Source organism: Amycolatopsis sp. NPDC114505, assembly GCF_055633615.1.
Genome location: NZ_JBVKDV010000002.1, coordinates 2,314,610 through 2,332,421, shown reverse-complemented (window position 1 = coordinate 2,332,421; position 17,812 = coordinate 2,314,610). Strand labels below are relative to the sequence as shown.

Annotated in this window: 13 protein-coding genes; 6 read left to right on the top strand and 7 right to left on the bottom strand. The window is 72.1% G+C overall.

Features of this window, described 5'->3' with window-relative positions; translation table 11 throughout:
- Positions 1 to 149: 149 nt before the first annotated feature.
- Positions 150 to 5,615, top strand: coding sequence for an ATP-binding protein (locus tag ACZ7OU_RS28840; protein ID WP_470257540.1), 5,466 nt, complete (start codon positions 150 to 152; stop codon positions 5,613 to 5,615).
- Positions 5,616 to 5,655: 40 nt separating this feature from the next.
- On the opposite strand, the gene ACZ7OU_RS28835 is transcribed toward ACZ7OU_RS28840, so the two are convergent.
- Both ACZ7OU_RS28835 and folP read right to left on the bottom strand, forming a co-directional pair.
- The gene (locus tag ACZ7OU_RS28835) at positions 5,656 to 6,405 is read right to left on the bottom strand and encodes a dihydrofolate reductase family protein (protein ID WP_470257539.1); all 750 of its coding nucleotides are present in this window, start codon (positions 6,403 to 6,405) and stop codon (positions 5,656 to 5,658) included.
- Complete coding sequence (folP, locus tag ACZ7OU_RS28830) at positions 6,402 to 7,271, bottom strand: dihydropteroate synthase (RefSeq protein WP_470257538.1); 870 nt, start codon at positions 7,269 to 7,271, stop codon at positions 6,402 to 6,404. The genes ACZ7OU_RS28835 and folP overlap by 4 nt, the downstream gene beginning before the upstream one ends.
- A gap of 196 nt (positions 7,272 to 7,467) precedes the next feature.
- On the opposite strand from folP, the gene ACZ7OU_RS28825 reads away from it, so the two are divergent.
- Complete coding sequence (locus tag ACZ7OU_RS28825) at positions 7,468 to 8,787, top strand: M14 family zinc carboxypeptidase (protein WP_470257537.1); 1,320 nt, start codon at positions 7,468 to 7,470, stop codon at positions 8,785 to 8,787.
- A gap of 1 nt (position 8,788) precedes the next feature.
- Here ACZ7OU_RS28825 and ACZ7OU_RS28820 read toward each other — a convergent pair whose 3' ends face one another.
- Both ACZ7OU_RS28820 and ACZ7OU_RS28815 read right to left on the bottom strand, forming a co-directional pair.
- On the bottom strand, positions 8,789 to 9,820 hold the full coding sequence (locus ACZ7OU_RS28820; protein WP_470257536.1) for a class I SAM-dependent methyltransferase: 1,032 nt from the start codon (positions 9,818 to 9,820) through the stop codon (positions 8,789 to 8,791).
- Positions 9,821 to 10,075: 255 nt separating this feature from the next.
- Entirely contained in the window at positions 10,076 to 10,861 is a 786-nt protein-coding gene (locus ACZ7OU_RS28815; RefSeq protein WP_470257535.1) for a PadR family transcriptional regulator, read from the bottom strand.
- A 289-nt stretch (positions 10,862 to 11,150) separates the two neighbouring features.
- Here ACZ7OU_RS28815 and ACZ7OU_RS28810 point away from each other — a divergent pair, with 289 nt between their 5' ends.
- Positions 11,151 to 12,635 (top strand): sialidase family protein, encoded by a 1,485-nt coding sequence (locus ACZ7OU_RS28810; protein ID WP_470257534.1) that lies wholly within the window; start codon positions 11,151 to 11,153, stop codon positions 12,633 to 12,635.
- A gap of 86 nt (positions 12,636 to 12,721) precedes the next feature.
- Here ACZ7OU_RS28810 and ACZ7OU_RS28805 read toward each other — a convergent pair whose 3' ends face one another.
- Positions 12,722 to 13,330, bottom strand: coding sequence for an MmpS family transport accessory protein (locus ACZ7OU_RS28805; RefSeq protein WP_470257533.1), 609 nt, complete (start codon positions 13,328 to 13,330; stop codon positions 12,722 to 12,724).
- Positions 13,331 to 13,488: 158 nt separating this feature from the next.
- On the opposite strand from ACZ7OU_RS28805, the gene ACZ7OU_RS28800 reads away from it, so the two are divergent.
- Genes ACZ7OU_RS28800 through ACZ7OU_RS28790 form a run of 3 tightly spaced genes read left to right on the top strand, consistent with a single transcriptional unit; the run spans position 13,489 to position 15,916 of the window.
- Positions 13,489 to 14,688: a sensor histidine kinase gene (locus ACZ7OU_RS28800; protein ID WP_470236945.1), complete on the top strand. Its 1,200-nt coding sequence runs from the start codon at positions 13,489 to 13,491 to the stop codon at positions 14,686 to 14,688.
- A 9-nt stretch (positions 14,689 to 14,697) separates the two neighbouring features.
- Positions 14,698 to 15,357 (top strand): response regulator transcription factor, encoded by a 660-nt coding sequence (locus tag ACZ7OU_RS28795; RefSeq protein WP_470257532.1) that lies wholly within the window; start codon positions 14,698 to 14,700, stop codon positions 15,355 to 15,357.
- 43 nt (positions 15,358 to 15,400) lie between these two features.
- Positions 15,401 to 15,916, top strand: coding sequence for an STAS domain-containing protein (locus ACZ7OU_RS28790; protein ID WP_470257531.1), 516 nt, complete (start codon positions 15,401 to 15,403; stop codon positions 15,914 to 15,916).
- A 4-nt stretch (positions 15,917 to 15,920) separates the two neighbouring features.
- On the opposite strand, the gene ACZ7OU_RS28785 is transcribed toward ACZ7OU_RS28790, so the two are convergent.
- Both ACZ7OU_RS28785 and ACZ7OU_RS28780 read right to left on the bottom strand, forming a co-directional pair.
- On the bottom strand, positions 15,921 to 17,216 hold the full coding sequence (locus ACZ7OU_RS28785; RefSeq protein WP_470257530.1) for an MFS transporter: 1,296 nt from the start codon (positions 17,214 to 17,216) through the stop codon (positions 15,921 to 15,923).
- Between the two features lie 77 nt (positions 17,217 to 17,293).
- Positions 17,294 to 17,800 carry a flavodoxin domain-containing protein gene (locus tag ACZ7OU_RS28780; protein WP_470236949.1) on the bottom strand — a complete coding sequence of 169 codons (507 nt, stop codon included), beginning with the start codon at positions 17,798 to 17,800 and terminating at the stop codon, positions 17,294 to 17,296.
- Between the last annotated feature and the right edge of the window lie 12 nt (positions 17,801 to 17,812).

Genomic DNA, 17,812 nt, shown 5'->3' with positions numbered 1-17,812 from the left:
TGGGGTTCCCACAAAGCAGCCGCCTCGGCATGCGCCATGGCGGACATTGGTCTACCCGGCGGTAATCCAGCAGGGTGTAGACAGGTGCAGGCGACGCCCCAGTACAGGTGCGTCGCCTTCTGTGCGTGGGTACTTGGGAGGCTCAGCCGGTGTTCAATCGTGTCGCCATCGTCAACCGCGGAGAGGCCGCGATGCGGCTCATCCACGCCGTCCGGGATCTGTCGGCGGAAACCGGTACGAAGATCGAGACGGTCGCCCTCTACACCGATGCGGACCGCACGGCCACCTTCGTCCGTGAGGCCGACCTGGCCTACGACCTCGGTCCCGCGTCGGCCCGCCCGTACCTCGACCTGGCCAAGCTCGAGCAGGCCCTCGTCGAGACGAAGGCCGACGCCGCGTGGGTCGGCTGGGGTTTCGTCGCCGAGGACCCGGCCTTCGCCGAGCTGTGCGAGAAGATCGGCATCACCTTCGTCGGCCCGAGCGCCGACGCGATGCGCAAGCTGGGCGACAAGATCGGCGCGAAGCTGATCGCCGAAGAGGTCGGCGTCCCGGTCGCGCCGTGGAGCCGCGGCGAGGTCGCGACGCTCGAAGACGCGCTGAAGGCGGGCGACCGGATCGGCTACCCGCTGATGCTCAAGGCCACCGCGGGCGGCGGCGGGCGCGGCATCCGCATGGTCGCCTCCGGCGAAGACCTCGCCGACGCCTACGAGCGCACGAGCCAGGAAGCCCTGCGCGCGTTCGGTTCCGGCGTCGTGTTCCTCGAGCGCCTGGTCACCGGCGCGCGCCACGTCGAGGTCCAGGTGATTTCCGACGGCGCGACGGCGTGGGCGCTCGGCGTCCGCGACTGCTCGGTGCAGCGGCGCAACCAGAAGATCATCGAAGAGTCCGCGTCGCCGGTCCTGGACGCGGCGCAGACCGCCGAGCTGAAGACGTCGGCCGAGCGGCTCGCGGTCGCCGTCGGCTACCGCGGCGCGTGCACCGTCGAGTTCCTCTACCACCCCGGCGAGAAGCTGTTCGCCTTCCTCGAGGTCAACACCCGCCTGCAGGTCGAGCACCCGATCACCGAGATCACCACCGGCACCGACCTGGTCAAGCTGCAGCTGCACGTCGCCGGCGGCGGCAAGCTCGAAGGCGACCAGCCGGCCGAGCTCGGCCACGCCGTCGAAGCCCGGCTCAACGCCGAGGACCCCGACCGCGACTTCGCCCCCTCGCCCGGCCGCATCGCGCGGCTGGCGCTGCCCGCCGGCCCCGGCATCCGCGTCGACACCGGCGTCAGCGAGGGCGACACCATCCCCGCCGACTTCGACTCGATGATCGCCAAGATCATCGCCTACGGCCGCGACCGCGACGAGGCGCTCGGCCGCCTGCGCCGCGCGATGGCCGAGACCACCGTGATCATCGAGGGCGGCGCCACCAACAAGAGCTTCGTGCTCGACCTGCTCGACCAGCCCGAGGTCATCGACGCGAGTGCCGACACCGGCTGGATCGACCGCGTCCGCGCCGAGGGCCGCCTGGTCACCCACCGGCACTCCGCCGTCGCGCTCGCCGCGGCCGCCATCGAGGCCTACGAGGACGAGGAAGAGGTTTCCGTCCAGCGCCTGCTGGCCACCGCGCACGGCGGCCGCCCGCAGGTCCAGCACGAGACCGGCCGTCCGCTCGACCTCAAGCTCCGCGGCGTCGGCTACCGCGTCAGCGTCGCGCGCATCGGCCAGAAGCGGTTCCGCGTCGGCGTTTCGGCCGGGACGTCGGAGGTGCACCACGCCGACGTCGAGATCGACCGCTTCGACGCCCACAGCGGCCGGATCCGGGTCAACGGGCAGGGCTTCCGCCTGGTCGCGGCCACGCACGGCCCGATCCACCTCGTCGAGGTCGACGGCGTCACCCACCGCGTCAGCCGCGACGAAGGCGGCGTCGTCCGCTCCCCCGCGCCCGCGCTGGTGGTCGCGACGCCGCTGTCGGTCGGCGACGAGGTCGAGGCGAACGCGCCGATCCTCGTGCTGGAGAGCATGAAGATGGAGACGGTGCTGCGCGCGCCGTTCCGCGCCCGCGTGCGCGAATGCCCGGTGTCGGTCGGCAGCCAGGTCGAGACCGGCGCGCCGCTGATGCGCCTGGAGCCGCTGGCCGACGGCGCCGAGGACGAGGTCGCCGAGGAGACCGAGACCGTCGAGATCGAGCTGCCCGCCGAGGCGGCGGACGTCTCCGCGGCCGACCGCGTCGAGCGCGGTCTGCAGGACCTGCGCAGCCTGCTGCTCGGCTTCGACGTCGACCCGTCGGAGCGCAAGCGCGTCCTGTCGGCCTACGTCGCCGCGCGGGCCGAGCTGGGCAACCGTCCGATCGAAGGCGAGCTGGAGCTGCTGACGGTCTTCGCCGACCTGTCCGACCTGAGCCGCAACACCCCGGGCGGCGAGGACACCGTGCCCAACGGCGCGGTGCACAGCCCGCGGGAGTTCTTCCACAGCTACCTGCAGAGCCTCGACGTCGAGCGCGCGGGCGTCACCGAAGGCTTCCAGGCCAAGCTGACCAAGGTGCTCGGCCACTACGGCGTCACCGACCTGGAGCGCACCCCCGAGCTGGAGTCCGCGGTCTTCCGGATCTTCCTGGCGCAGCAACGGACTTCGGCCGACGTCGCCGTCGTCTCCGAGCTGCTCCGGCAGTGGCTGGCCGGGGCGCAGCCGTCGGAGTCGCTGAGCCAGCGCGCCGGGCTGGCCCTGGAGCACCTGGTCGAAGCCACTCAGGTGCGCTTCCCCACGGTGTCCGACCTGGCCCGCGGTGTGGTGTTCCGCTGGTTCGCCCAGCCGCTGCTGCGCCGCAACCGCGCCGAGGTGTACGCCGCCGTCCGCACCGAGCTGCGCTACCTCGACCAGCACCCGGACGCCGCGGACCGCGCCGAGCGGATCCAGGCCATGATCACCGGCTCGCAGCCGCTCGTCCGGCTGATCGGGCAGCGGATCGGGCGGCCCGGCCGCGACCACGCGCCGCTGCTGGAAGTGCTGACCCGCCGCTACTACGGCAACCGCAGGCTGACCGGGGTCGCCGTGCGCGACGTCGCCGGCTGCCGGCTGCTGACCGCCGAGCTCGACACGCCCGACGGCGTGCTGCCGCTGGTCACCACCGCCGTCGACATCGCCGCCCTGCCCGACGCCGTCCGCGCGATCGGCGAGGTGGCCACCGAAGGCGTCGTCGCCGACGTGTACCTGCGCTGGGAGGACCAGCCGGACGTCGACGCGACCGCGGAGCGGCTCGGCGCGCTGCTGGCCGAGCACCCGCTGCCGGCGAGCGTGCGGCACGTCGTGCTGACCGTGGCGGGCACCGGCGGCGCGGTGATGCACCACCACTTCACCTTCCGGCGCGACGGCGCGGCCTTCACCGAGGACCGGCTGATCCGCGGCCTGCACCCGCAGATCGCGAACCGGCTGCAGCTGCAGCGGCTGCACGAGTTCGACCTCACCCGGCTGCCGTCGGCGGACGAGGAGATCTACCTCTTCAAGGCCGTGGCGAAGAGCAACCCGGCCGACGAGCGGCTGATCGCGATGGGCCAGGTCCGCGACCTGACGCCGCTGCGCGAGGCCGACGGCCGGCTGGTCGCCCTGCCCGCGCTCGAGGACGCGGTCACCGCCTGCCTCGACGCGATCCGCAACATCCAGGCGCAGCGGCCGCAGAACAAGCGGTTCGACACCAACCGGATCATGATGTACGTCTGGCCGCCGACGGAGCTGACCACCGACGAGCTGAACACGCTGGTCCAGCGCATCCTGCCGACGTCGGTGGGGGCCGGGCTGGAGGAGGTCCAGTTCCTGGCCCGCCGCCGCACCGACGCGGGCAAGCTGACCGAGCTGGCCGTCCGGATCGCCTTCGAACCGGGTCGCGGCGCGCGGCTGCACGTCGGGCCGGCGTCGACCGAGCCGGTGCAGCCGCTCGACGACTACCGCCTGAAGGTGCTGCGCGCGGCCCGGCGCGGCACGGTCTACCCGTACGAGCTGACCGGGCTGCTCGCCGGCCAGGACGGCACGTTCGTCGAGCACGACCTCGAGGCGGGCGCGCTGGTGCCGGTCGACCGGCCGAAGGGCAAGAACAGCGCGGCGATCGTCGCGGGCGTCGTGACGACCCCGACCGAGCGGCACGCCGAGGGCGTCACGCGCGTCGTGCTGATCGGCGACCCGACGAAGTCGCTCGGCGCGCTGTCGGAGCCGGAGTGCTCGCGCGTCATCGCGGCGCTCGACCTGGCCGAGCGCATGCGGGTGCCGCTGGAGTGGTTCGCGCTGTCCTCCGGTGCGCGGATCTCGATGTCCTCGGGCACCGAGAACATGGACTGGGTCGCCGCGGCGCTCAAGCGGATCGTCACGTTCACCCAGGACGGCGGCGAGATCAACATCGTGGTCAACGGGATCAACGTCGGCGCCCAGCCGTACTGGAACGCCGAAGCCACGATGCTCATGCACACCAAGGGCGTCCTGATCATGACGCCGGACTCGGCGATGGTGCTCACCGGCAAGCAGGCGCTCGACTTCTCCGGCGGTGTGTCGGCGGAGGACAACTTCGGCATCGGCGGCTACGACCGCGTCATGGGCCCGAACGGCCAGGCGCAGTACTGGGCGCCGAACCTGCCCGCGGCCCGCGAAGTGCTGATGTCGCACTACGACCACACCTACGTCGTCCCGGGCGAAACCGGCCCGCGGAAGGTCGGCACGAACGACCCGGTCGACCGCGACGTCTCGCCGTTCCCGCACGCGATCGTCGACAGCGACTTCCGGACCGTCGGGGAGATCTTCTCCGCCGAGCACAACCCGGACCGCAAGAAGCCGTTCGACATCCGCACGGTGATGCGCGCGCTGTCGGACCAGGACCACCCGGTGCTGGAGCGCTGGGCGGGCATGGCCGACGCCGACACGGCCGCGGTGCAGGACGTGCACATCGGCGGCCGCCCGGTCTGCCTGGTCGGCATCGAGTCGCGGTCGGTCCCCCGCCGCGGCTTCCCTCCCACCGACGGCCCGGACACCTACACCGCGGGCACGCTGTTCCCGCGGTCGTCGAAGAAGACGGCGCGGGCGATCAACGCGGCGTCCGGCAACCGGCCGCTGGTCGTGCTGGCGAACCTGTCCGGGTTCGACGGCTCGCCGGAGTCGCTGCGCAAGCTGCAGCTGGAGTACGGCGCGGAGATCGGCCGGGCGATCGTCAACTTCGAGGGCCCGATCGTGTTCACCGTGATCTCGCGCTACCACGGCGGCGCGTTCGTGGTGTTCTCCAAGGCGCTCAACCCGAACATGACGGTGCTGGCCCTGGAGGGTTCGTTCGCCTCGGTGCTGGGCGGCGCCCCGGCGGCGGCGGTGGTGTTCGCGGGCGAGGTGGCCAAGCGCACGGCGAACGACCCGCGGGTGACCGAGCTCCAGGCCCGGGTCGCGGTGGCCGACGCTCCTTCCCGGGCGGCGTTGAACGCCCAGCTCGCCGAGGTCCAGTCGTCGGTCCGCGCGGAGAAGGTCAGCGAGATCGCGGCGGAGTTCGACAAGGTGCACAGCATCCAGCGCGCCGTCGAGGTCGGCTCGGTGGACGCGATCATCAGCACCGCCGAGCTGCGGCCGCGGATCATCGAGGCCATCGAGCACGGCTTGAAGAAGTAGCGTCCCGGGGCCGGTCACCGAGGTGGCCGGCCCCGGCTCGTCACGGCACCAGGTACCGGGTCAGCAGGCTCGCGCCGTCGGTCAGGACCGTGGCCAGCTCCAGCCGAAGCGGGTCGAACGCGCCGCCGACCGCGGCGCGGTCCGCCGTCCCCGCCACCAGGTACGGCGCGACCGTCAGGCGGAACTCGTCGACCAGGCCCGCTTCGGCCAGTGACGCGAACAGCTTCGGCCCGCCTTCGCAGTCGATCCGCCGCAGGCCGCGCTCGGTCAGCGCGGCCACGGCGACGTCGAGTGCCACCGCGTCCTCCCCCGCGACGACCACCTCGGCGCCCGCCCGCCGCCAGGCGGCGCGCAGGTCCTCCGGCGCCCGCTCGCACGTGAGGACGATCGTCGGCACGGCCGCCCGGGTCAGCACCGGCGAGTCCGGCGGCAGGCTGCGCCCCGTGGTGACGACCGCGATCGGCGGGATCGGCTCGAGGCCGTGCCGCCGGCGCCGGTCCGCGGTCTCCGGGTCCGGGTGGACGCCCTCGAACTCCTCGATCACCGCGGTCCCGGCGCCGAGCAGGACGACGTCGGCGAGGTCGCTGCCCAGCTTGAACACGACCCGGTCGGGCTCGGTCGACAGCGGGCGCGAGCGGCCGGCGACCGTGATCGCGCCGTCCGTGCTCGACACGAAGTTGACGACGAGCCACTTCGCGACGTCGGGGAAGCGGTAGAGGGCTTCGAGGTCGCCGGTACCGAGCTCGCGGCCGGCCTCGACCGGCCAGATCTGGCGGATCTGCTGGTTCACAGCCACCGCACCGCGTTCTTCGGCGGGCGGGTGCCGATGATGCTCGCGATCATCTCGACCGTGTGCCGCGTCTCGCGGACCTGGTGCGCGCGGAACATCGCGGCACCTTGCGCGGCGGCGTGCGCGGTGGCGGCGAGGGTGCCGGTGACCCGGTCGTCCATGCCGACGTCGAGCGTCTCGCCCACCACTCCCTTGTTGGACAACGCCATCAGCACCGGCCACCCGGTGGCCACGAGCTTGTCGACGTTCCGCAGGATCGTCAGCGACTGGTAGGTGTTCTTCGAGAAGTCGATGCAGGGGTCGATCATGATCCCCTCGCGCGGGACGCCCTTCGCGACCGCCCGTTCGGCGAGGTCGGTGGTGTCGGCCACGACCGACGCGACGACGTCGTCGTACCGCGGCTTGATCGGGTCGGTGCGCGGGTCGAGCCCGTCGACGTGGGCGCAGATGTACCCGGCGCCGTGCTCGGCGGCGACGTCGAGGATCTCCGGCTCGTAGGCGGCCCAGTTGTCGTTGATCAGGTCCGCGCCGACCCGGCAGACGGCGTCGGCGACCTCGGCGCGGTAGGTGTCGACGCTGATCACGACGTCGGGGAACGCCGCGCGGATCCACTCCACGGTCGGCACGACGCGGCTGATCTCCTCCGCCACGGTCACCTCGGGGCCGGGGCTGGCGGGCACGCCGCCGATGTCGATCACCGCGGCGCCGTCCTCGATCGCCTTGCCGACGGCCGCGCGCGCCCGGTCTTCCTCGTACGTCACCCCGTTGTCGTAGAACGAGTCCGGGGTCCGGTTGACGATCGCCATCACCAGCGCGTGGTCGCTGGTGAGCCGTCTCCCCCGGAAGACGAGGTCGTGGATCGGCATGCGCTCTCCGTTCAAGATCGGGTCTGGGCCCCTTCCGAGCATAGTGAGACGGGTGGCCCGGGGCCCGCCGCGACCGGTTTCGCGACTTTCGGGGGTATGGCGGGTTTGTCCCGGACCGACACACTGTGCGTGCCGGTCCGGTGACCGAGAGCCCCGGGCCGGAACTCCATCCGTGCGGCCGTGAGGAGATCCCCCGATGGCGTCAAGGTCCCTGTCCCGGCTCGCGTGCGCGGCAACCGGGGTCGTGCTGTCCGCGCTGCTCGGCGGCACCGCGGCCGCGCAGCCCGCCGACACCCCCGTGTTCTGGCGCGTCCCGGCGACCGCCACCCAGGCGGCCACGCTGACCGAAGCCGGCTTCGACGTCGAAGAAGGCGACGCCGGAGCGGTGTACGTCGTCGGCGGCAAGGCCGTCGCCGCCCGGCTGCAGGGGCTGGGCTACCGGCCCACCTTCTACGACACCGTCTACAAGGAACTCCCGGCGCAGGCGAACTCCCTGGCGGCCGACACCTTCTACGGCGGGTACCGCACCGTCACCGCGCACGAGAACCACCTCACCGCGGTCGCCGCGGCGCACCCCGACCTGGCCACGAAGTACACGATCGGCCAGTCGTGGAAGAAGACGAAGGGCCAGGGCGGCCACGACATCCAGGCCATCTGCCTGACCAAGAAGCAGACCGGCGACTGCACGCTGTCGACGACGTCGTCGAAGCCGAAGTTCTTCCTGATGGCCCAGATCCACGCGCGCGAGCTGTCGACCGGCGAGCTCGCCTGGCGCTGGATCGACTACCTCGCCGACGGCTACGCCACCGACGCCACCGCGAAGTCCATTTTGGACACGACCGAGGTGTGGGTGGTGCCGATTTCCAACCCCGACGGCGTCGACATCGTCGCCTCGGGCGGCAACTCGCCGAAGCTGCAGCGCAAGAACGCGAACAACACCCGCGGCGGCTGCACCGGCACGAACATCGGCATCGACCTGAACCGCAACTCGACGTTCAAGTGGGGCGGCGACTCCAACTCGGCGTGCGCCGAGACCTACCAGGGTGTGAGCGCCGGCTCCGAGCCCGAGACGCAGGCGCTGGAGAAGCTGGCCCGCGCGATCTTCCCGGACCAGCGCGGCACCGGGAACAACGACCCGGCGCCGTCGACCGCCAAGGGCACGATGATCACGTTGCACAGCTACGGCAACGACATCATCATCCCGTGGGGCTTCACCCAGTCGACCTCGCCGAACGACGCGCAGTACCGCAGGCTCGGCGCGAAGTACTCCGCGTCGAACGGCTACCTCGTCGGCACCAACGAGGAGACCGTCGGCTACGACACGAGCGGCACCACCGACGACTTCACCTACGGCGAGCTCGGCGTCGCCAGCGTGACGTTCGAGGTCGGCGGCTCGAGCGGCACCTGCGGCGGCTTCCTGCCGCGCTACACCTGCGTCGACAGCACGTTCTGGCCGAAGAACAAGGGCGCGCTGGTCACCGCCGCGAAGGCCGCGGCGGCGCCGTACCAGCAGTGAGTCAGGGCCGGCAGGCGTAGATGCAGTTCTGCGGACGCGGGGAACCGAGCACGTCGACGTGCCGGAACCCCGCGTCCGCGAGCATTTCCCTCGCCGTTTCGGTGCCCCACATCGCCCCGAGCGCGGCGCCGCCCTCGGCCAGCGACGTCGTCGTGCAGTACATCAGGCTGATCGAGTAGCAGAGCGCGGCCAGCGGGTTGCCGACGTTGTTCGCGACGTGGCTCGAGAAGTTGGTGTCCACCATGAAGAACAGGCCGTCTTCGGCGAGGGCGCCGTGGATCCGCCGCAGTACGACGTCCGGGCGGTCCTGGTCGTGGATGGCGTCGAAGGCGGTGATGACGTCGAACTCGCCGGTCAGCTCGGCGGCGTCCCCGACGGCGAACTCGGTGTTCGGCAGCCCGTCCGCGGTCTCGCGCGCCTGCTCGACGACGTTCGCGTTGATGTCGACGCCGGTGAACCGCGAGGCGGGGAACGCGCGGGCGGCCACGGCGATGGCGTTGCCGGTACCGCAGCCCAGGTCGAGCACGCGCACCCCGGCGGTGAGCCGCTCCTTCAGGCCGGGGACCGCGCCGAAGAACCCGTCGACGAGGTGTTCGCGGTAGACGTGCTTCCAGCTGTCGCCGGTCTTGGCGCCGAGGGTTTCGAGGTAGGGCCCGTACGCCGCCCTCGGGACGCCGCCGCCGTCGGCGAAGCTGCGTTCGAGGTCGGGCAGGATGCCGGTGAACGCGGTCAGGGTCAGCAGCGACGGCATGAGGTTCGCCGACGTCTCGCCGAGCAGGAACTTCGCGTGCTCGGGCGGGAAGGTGTAGCACCCGGCATCGAGGGTGAAGATGCCGCCGGTGACCATGGCGCCGAGCCACTCGCGGACGTACCGCTCCCGAAGCCCGGCACGCTCGGCGAGCTCACCGCTGGTGGCGGGCCCTGCGGCGGCGGCTTCGAAGAGCCCGGTGCGGTGGCCGACGCCGATGAGCATGGTGAGCGCGCTGCCGGTCATGGTCGCGGTGAGGTGCGCCGCGAAGTCCGTTTCCTCCATGCGGCCCGAGCTTACCCGCCGGGCGTACCGTCCGATGTGGACGGTCATCCCGCGGGCCATGCGTGCCGGCACCGATCGGCCCACCGCCGGTAGACCGAACCGGCCGGACCAGGTACCGGCCGGCCAGCGCGAGCGGTCACCGGCAGACCTCGCCCCGACAACCGGACCAACCGACCGGCACGGACGGTCACCGGCAGACCCGCCGGACCAGGCTCGGCGAAAGCGAGGCAGGTCCGGCGGGCCGCAAGCGGCCGGTCAGGCGTCCTCGTCCTCCAGGCCCGCGTCCGCGAGGACCGCGTACACCCGCCTGCGGGCGTCGGCGAGGATCTTCTTCACCTCGGCGACCTGGGCCTCCGTTCCGCTGTACCCGACCTGCGCCGCCGCTCCGGACAGCTCCCCCAGCGCGTGCCACAACGCCGCGAACCGGTCGGCGCCCGGCTCCTCCTCGGGCTCCTCCCAGAGCGCCGCGAACTCGGCCTCCCGCCCGGCGACGTGCTCGCGGCCGGCGTCGGTCAGCTCGGCTACCCGCCGCCCGGCCGTCTCGACCGTGTGGACCAGGCCCTCGTCCTCCAGCTGCTGCAGGATCGGGTACACCGAACCGGGGCTCGGCCGCCACCGCTCGTTCGTGCGGCGCCGGATCTCCTGCATCAGCTGGTAACCGTGCCGCGGCTCCTCCGCGAGCAACGCCAGCACCGCCGGCCGCACCGGACGGCTCGGGGCGCGCCCGCCGCCACGGAACTCGCGTACCCGCTGGAACGCGCTGCCCACGCCGTCCCAGCCGCCGGGGCCGCCGAAGGACCCCGGCCCACCGGGGAACCCGGGAAAGCCCGGCGGCTGCGGTGGGTGCGGCGGGTGTGGCGGTGGCGGCGGGAACCCACCCGGAGGGCCGCCGCGCGCCAGGTCGGGGCCGCCGTCCCAGCCCTCGCGCCCCGGCACGTCGTGGTCCGGGTGCCCGAAACCGTGGTGCCCCGCGGGCCCGTGGCCACCGAAACCGCCGCCGAAGCCGCCGAACATCCGTCCCGCTCCCGCGCTCATCTCCATGACCGTCTCCTTCGCTCGCCGTATCGCCGACACTACGACGATATATCGCCGTCCGATCGACGGCAACCCACCAGCGAGCGAGCAGACCTCAAGCCCCGGTTGTCGCGATCGTCGACGCCACCGAACGCACCCGCCGCGCCGGGCTTGTCCCACAGGCCGCGTTCACCTGACGTTTCCCTCCCGGCAAGGTGTAAGTCGTTATACGCCGGGTTGTACGGGTCTTGTACGGGCCGCGTCGACGCTACCGCCGAGACGTAGGACGTAGAACGAATCCGTAGGGAGAAAACCCGTGAAGATCACCCGGATCGCCAGAGGCCTGCTGGCCGGGCTGCTGGGGTGCGCCGCCGTCGCCGTCCCGGCGGCCTTCGGCGCCGCCACCGCGCAGGCCGACGTCGCCAGCACCTTGGTGTTCACCAAGAACACCGAGGGCCACGACTGTTACCGCATCCCCACCATCGTCAAGGCGAACGACGGCGCGCTGCTCGCCTTCGCCGAAGGCCGCAACGACGGCGCCAGCGTCTGCAACGACCTCGGCGCGATCGACCTCGTCATGAAACGCTCCACCGACGGCGGCAAGACGTGGAGCGCGCTGCAGAGCGTCATCAAGGCCAACGGCGACACCAAGGGCAACCCGGCCCCGATCGTCATCCCGGGCAGCAACCGGGTCGTGCTGCTCTCGACGATGCAGTGCTACACGAACCCCGACTGCGGCCGCGTCCCGCGCGTGTCCCTCAGCGAGGACAACGGGAAGACGTGGGGCGCGCCGAAGGTGCTGACCACCGAGCTCGGCTTCGCCGCGGCGCCGAGCTGGCTGGCGACCGGGCCGTCGCACGGGATCGTGCTCACCCGCGGCGCGCACAAGGGACGGCTCGTCGCCGGAATGAGCTACTCGAACATCGGCGCACTGGTCTACAGCGACGACAACGGCTCCACCTGGCATCTCGGGGCCACCGACAAGCCCACCGCGAGCACGATGAACCCGCAGGAGATCAGCGTCACCGAACTGGCGGACGGGCGGGTCTACGCCGCCGCGCGCAACCAGGCGAACGACGGCGACAAGTGCCTGCTGGACGGCACGCACAACCGGGCGTACGCGATCAGCTCGGACGGGGGCGCGTCCTTCAGCACGAAGTTCACCTTCGCCACCGACCTCGTCGCCCCGACCGTGGAGGGGTCGACGGCGCGGATGAGCGCCGCCGACACCGGCGGCAAGTACGACCGGATCGTCTTCGCCGCACCGTCCACTTGCGACCGTCGCAAGGAGCTGCGGATCCACTCCTCGTTCGACGAAGGCGCCAACTGGACCGGCACCGCCGGCAGCCTGCTCGTGTGGGGCCAGGACGCGGCGTACTCCGACATGGTGCAGCTTTCGCAGTCCTCGGTCGGCGTGCTGTTCGAGGCGGGGCCGACGGGGCACGCCAACGACACGATCCGCTACGCCGCGGTGACCGACACGCAGCTGGGCGCCCCCGCCTGCGGTGGCGGCTACAGCGTCATCGACTCGGCGCCGCTCGGCACGGCGGGCACGGTCTACCTGTCCTACAACGCCGCGAACGGCCAGAACTGCGTCGCCGCGATGAAGAGCACGTCCGCCGGGACGGCCACGCAGACGTCGGCCTACCTGGAGGTCCAGGGTTCCGCGCGGGCCACGGACTCCGGCTCGTTCTCCTACTTCGCCGGCCCGGTGTCGGCGGCTGCGGCGGACAAGTGCGTCAAGTGGGGCGGCGCGACCGACGGCCAGGCCTACAACAGCGAGTTCGAGCACTGCGGCTGACCCGCGAAGGGTGGGACCCGCCCCCGGGCCGGGTCCCACCCTCCTCCCGCGCCGCCCGGCCCCCTCGCCCGGGCGGCGCGGGAGGTTCAGAAGCCGGTGCAGCTGGCGACCGCGGCCGGACCGGACGCGGTCGCCGTCTTCGTCTGCTTGCCGTCGACGACGACCTTGCACGTGATCGAGCCGCCCTCGGGACCGGTCGTCGCGGCGAACTGGGCGCCTTCGAGGAACCCGGTCGCCTCGACGGTCTTCGTCCACGGCACCGGCGCCGACGGCTCGGTGTCGATCAGGATGGTGTGCTGGTCGAACGTGCTGTAGACGACGGTGACCGACGGCGCGTCCCCGGTCACCTCGTAGGTGACGGTGTGGTGCTGGATGGCCTGGTCGTTCACATCGCTGATGGCCTTGCCGATGACCACCACCCACAGGATGCTCACCACCAGGCCGAGCACCGAGACGACGACGCCGGCGATCGACAGTCCCTTGTTGGTGGCCTTGCCGGCCCGCACCCGGGCCACGCCGACGGCGGACAGGATCAGGCCGAGCACCACGAGCGGCCAGGCGACGACCCCGACGAACGGGATCGGCGAGAACACCAGCCCGACCAAGCCGAGCACGAAGCCGGCCGTGCCGAGACCGTTGCGCGGCGGCGCGGCCTGCGGAGCCGGGTACTGCTGGATCGGGGTGTAGTCGGTCATCGGGGTTTCCTTTCGCCTCTGCTGACGGCGAGCAGGAAACCAGCGGCGGGGCGGCGCGCGCGTCGTCCGCGGGCCTCGACCCCGTACGACGAAAGTCGTCATCGCGGTTCGCGCGAACCAGCGGAACGGCTGAGGGGGCCGCCCGTAGGCTTTCCCCCATGGGACGGTCCGTGCTGGGCGTGGTGTGCACGGTGCTCGCGGTCGCCGCGAGCCTGGTGAGCGGGATCGCGAACGTGTCGCTGGAGCTCAGCGTCGCCGGCAGCGACGACATCCACCCGACCGCCGGCGCGCTCCTCGGCTGGTTCTTCGGGATCGGCGCGGCGATCATGCTGGTCTGGCGGCACCAGTTTCCCCTGGTCGTCACCGGGATCGCGATCGCGCCCCCGCTGCTGCTGCGCGCGGACTCGCTGGCCGCGCTGATCGCCCTCGCCGCGCTCACGACGTACTTCACGGGCTGGTGGCGCTGGAGCGCGGCGACGCTCGTGTTCGCCGCGACCGGGCTGGCGGTCTGGCGCGACGTCGGCCGCGACGCGGAGCTGTCGCTGTCCGAGGCCTGGATTCCGACCGGGTCGGCCGGTGCCGAGCTGACCGGGATCATCCTGACGGCGGCGGTGTACACGGCGATCCCGCTGACTCTCGGGATCGTCCGGCACAGCATGGCCGAGACGCGGCGGCGCACCACCGAGCAGGCGGCCCTGCGCGACCAGGTGGCGCGCCGCGAGGAGCAGGCGCGGATCGCCCGCGAGATGCACGACGTCCTGGGCCACCGGCTGTCGCTGCTTTCGCTGCAGGCGGGCGCGCTCGAGGTCACCAGCGGCACCGCCCCGGACACGGCGGAGGCGGCCAAGACCGTGCGGACCACCGCGCGGCAGTCGCTCGACGACCTGCGCCAGGTCATCGGCGTGCTGCGCGGACCGGGTTTCGCCGACCGGCCCGGCGGCGGACCGGCGGAGCCGCCCCAGCCGACGCTCGCGGACATCCCCGACCTCGTCACCGGCGCCCGGCAGGCCGGGCTCGCGGTCAACCTCACCGTCCTGCTCGACCAGGCCGCCACGGCACCGGCCCCGCTCGGCACGGCCGCCTACCGGATCCTCCAGGAGGCGCTGACCAACGTCCTGCGGCACGCGCCGGGAGCGCCCGCGGAGGTGTCGGTGCGCGGCGGCCCGGGTGCCGGGCTGCTGATCGAAGTCGTCAACGCGCTGCCGCCGCACCCGGTGCCCTCGCCCGGATCGGGCACCGGGCTCACCGGCGTCAACGAGCGGATCACCTTGCTCGGCGGCACTCTGGCCGCGGGACCGGTCGACCAGCGGACCTTCGCGCTGAGGGCCTCGCTGCCGTGGGTACCGGCCGCGCCCTAGGATCGGCGGGTGAGCGTGCGCGTACTGCTCGTCGACGACGACCCGCTGGTCCGCACCGGGCTGTCCATGATCCTGGGCAGCGCCCCCGATCTGGAGGTCGTCGCGCAGGCCGGCGACGGTGACGAAGCCGTCCAGCAGGTCGCGCGGCACGCGCCGGACGTCGTGATCATGGACATCCGGATGCGGCGGATGAACGGTCTCACCGCGACGGCGGCGGTGCTCGCCCAGCCGCGGGCGCCGAAGGTGTTGATCCTGACGACCTTCGACCTCGACGAGTACGTTTTCGAAGCGCTCGCGGCCGGTGCCAGCGGATTCCTGCTCAAGGAAGGCTCGCCGCAGGAGATCATCGAGGCCGTCCGGGTCGTGGCGAACGGCGACGCGATGCTGTCGCCGCGCACGACGAAGCAGCTGATCGGCCAGTTCGTGGCGGCGCGGGCCAACCCGCGGCGCGCCAAGGCCCAGGCGAAGCTCGAACTGCTCAGCAACCGCGAACGGGAAATCGTCACGGCGGTCGCCCGCGGCAAGCCGAACGCGGACATCGCGGCGGAGCTGTTCCTCAGCGAGGCGACGGTCAAGACGCACATCACCCGGACGTTCGCCAAGCTCGACGTGAGCAACCGCGTGCAGTTGACGATCTTCGCCTACGAAGCGGGTCTCGTCACACCCTGACCGCGGCTGTTGCGCCCGGGGCCCCTCGAGCGATGTAACCGGTATGGACTGGCGCGAAGACGACGCACGGCACCGCGAGGTGCTGGCGGCGTTGCGCGCGTGGGCGCGGGAAATCGACGCCGTGCCCTACCCGCCCGGCCTGGACATCGACGCGCTGATGGCCCGCCACTACGAGAGCCGGCGCGACGAGCCGGTGATGGAGCTGGTGGTGACGACGACCGCCGCCGTCAGCGTCCTGGCCGTCGGCGGCGAGCTCGACCTGACCGGCAGCCGCCGGCTGCGCTCCCGGCTCACCGAGGAGATCGACCTGGCGCCGCGGGCCCTCGTCCTCGACCTGACCGGCGCGGCCCACTGCTCCGCCCGAGGCCTGGCGGTGCTCCTCGAAGCGACCGGGGACGCCCGCGCGGCCGGCGTCCCGTTCGCGATCGTCGGGTGCGTGCCGGTGGTGCGCCGGGCGATCGACGCGCTGGGACTGGGCGAAGCGCTGCAGTTGCACGCCACGACGGCCGACGCGGTCGAGTGGCTCGATCTCCTGGACCGGCTCAAGACGCTCCGCTGACGACCTACTTCGAGCCCGCCGGTGCCGTCGCCACCGCCGACTCGCCGAACCGGATCCCCTTGGCCTCCTTGCCGATCGCGGTGAGGACGGCGACGGCGATCAGGCCGGGTACGACCGTCCACAAGAGAGCGGAGCTGTACCCGTGCGACTCCGCGATCGCCTGCTGGATCGGCAGGTTCAGCGCCGCCAGCAGGTTGCCCAGCTGGTACGTCACGCCGGGGTAGAAGCCGCGGATCGCGTCCGGCGACATCTCCGTGAGGTGCGCGGGGATCACGCCCCACGCGCCCTGCACCATGATCTGCATCAGGAACGAGCCCAGCGCCAGCATCCCGGCGCCGTGGTCGAAGGCGAAGATCGGGATCACCGGCAGGCCGAGCACCGCGGCCGTCACGATGGTCCGGCGGCGGCCCAGGCGTTCCGACAGCGTGCCGAACGTCAGGCCGCCGATGATCGCGCCGACGTTGTACAGCACCGCGATCCACGTGCTCGTCGCCGCGCTCAGGCCGGCGCCGCCGTTGTCGTGGGCCTTGAGGAAGCTCGGGTAGACGTCCTGGGTGCCGTGGCTCATCCAGTTGAACGCCGTCATCAGCAGGATCAGGTACCCGAACCGGCGGATCACCTTCCCGCTCAGCAGGACGTCCTTGACCGACGTCCGCGTCACGCGCAGCTTCTCCCGCGTGGTCTCCCAGACCTCCGACTCCCGCACGCGCGCGCGGATCAGCAGGGTGATCAGCGCCGGGAAGATGCTCAGCACGAAGATCCAGCGCCATTCGAGGCCGAGGGCCGAATGGAACAGCAGGTACGCGAGCGCGGCGAGCAGGTACCCGATCGAATAGCCGACCTGCAGCAGCCCGGAGAAGAACCCGCGTCGCGCCACCGGGATCTTCTCCATCGCCAGCGCCGCGCCGAGGCCCCACTCGCCGCCCATGCCGACGCCGTAGACGAACCGCAGGATCAGCAGCACGGTGAAGTTCGGCGCGAACGCGCACAGCAGGCCGGCCAGCGAGTACAGCAGGACGTCGGCGATCAGCGGGATCCGCCGCCCGACGCGGTCGGCCCACAGGCCGAACAGGAGCGCGCCGACCGGGCGCATCACGAGGGTCGCGGTGGTGATGAACGCCAGCTGCGTCGCGGTCGCCCCGAACGACTTGTCCTTCGCGATGTCCGCGAGGACGAACACGACGAGGAAGTAGTCGAACGAGTCCATGCTCCAGCCGAGCAGCGCCGCGAGGAACGCGTTGCGCTGATCGGATGTAAGCGCTTTCTTGCCGCTGGCCGGTTGCGCCTGCCGATCCGTCACGTTTGCCCCGTCCCGTCGGTTCTTCACCGGAAGACCTCAGGGCTGGTCTAGCACCCACCACCGGGCGCGGGCAAGAGTCAGAGCGCGACGCGCGTGCGGACGCGGCGGCCGACGTCGCGGGCCCACGCCTTGATCCGGTCCCAGTCGCGGAAGTCGCCCGCGCGCTGCCCCGACGCCATCAGCCGCGGGATCAGGCCGCGCACCGTCGCCGGGTCGAGCCGGCCGCCGAAGGTGGCGGTGCGCTCCGCGTCGATGCGCGCGGCGAGCAGGGCCACGTTCGCCGGCAGGCTGACCTGCTGCGTGGCCGCGCCCGGGCCGCACGGTCCGCTGTGGAACAGCCACACCGGCCGCTCGGCGAGCGCCGGGGCGTTGCGTTCCAGCAACCGGACGGCCTCGGGCCGCCACCGGTGGTAGTACAGGGCGCTGCCGACGACGACCGCGGCGTAGTGGCCGACCCCGCCGACGTCGGCGGCATCGCGCACGTCGACGCTCAGGCCGGCTTCGCCGAGCTCGGCCGCGATGACCTCGGCGATCTGCCGGGTTCCGCCGTGACGCCCGGCGTAGGCGACGAGGACTGCGGTCATGCGTCCCATTGT

What these genes read in the sequence shown, in the direction of transcription:
- folP (WP_470257538.1), bottom strand. Translation starts at nt 7,271, where the DNA reads ATGCCGATCCACGACCTCGTCTTCCGGGGGAGACGGCTCACCAGCGAC.
- ACZ7OU_RS28825 (WP_470257537.1), top strand. Translation starts at nt 7,468, where the DNA reads ATGGCGTCAAGGTCCCTGTCCCGGCTCGCGTGCGCGGCAACCGGGGTC.
- ACZ7OU_RS28820 (WP_470257536.1), bottom strand. Translation starts at nt 9,820, where the DNA reads ATGGAGGAAACGGACTTCGCGGCGCACCTCACCGCGACCATGACCGGC.
- ACZ7OU_RS28815 (WP_470257535.1), bottom strand. Translation starts at nt 10,861, where the DNA reads ATGGAGATGAGCGCGGGAGCGGGACGGATGTTCGGCGGCTTCGGCGGC.
- ACZ7OU_RS28805 (WP_470257533.1), bottom strand. Translation starts at nt 13,330, where the DNA reads ATGACCGACTACACCCCGATCCAGCAGTACCCGGCTCCGCAGGCCGCG.
- ACZ7OU_RS28800 (WP_470236945.1), top strand. Translation starts at nt 13,489, where the DNA reads ATGGGACGGTCCGTGCTGGGCGTGGTGTGCACGGTGCTCGCGGTCGCC.
- ACZ7OU_RS28790 (WP_470257531.1), top strand. Translation starts at nt 15,401, where the DNA reads ATGGACTGGCGCGAAGACGACGCACGGCACCGCGAGGTGCTGGCGGCG.
- ACZ7OU_RS28780 (WP_470236949.1), bottom strand. Translation starts at nt 17,800, where the DNA reads ATGACCGCAGTCCTCGTCGCCTACGCCGGGCGTCACGGCGGAACCCGG.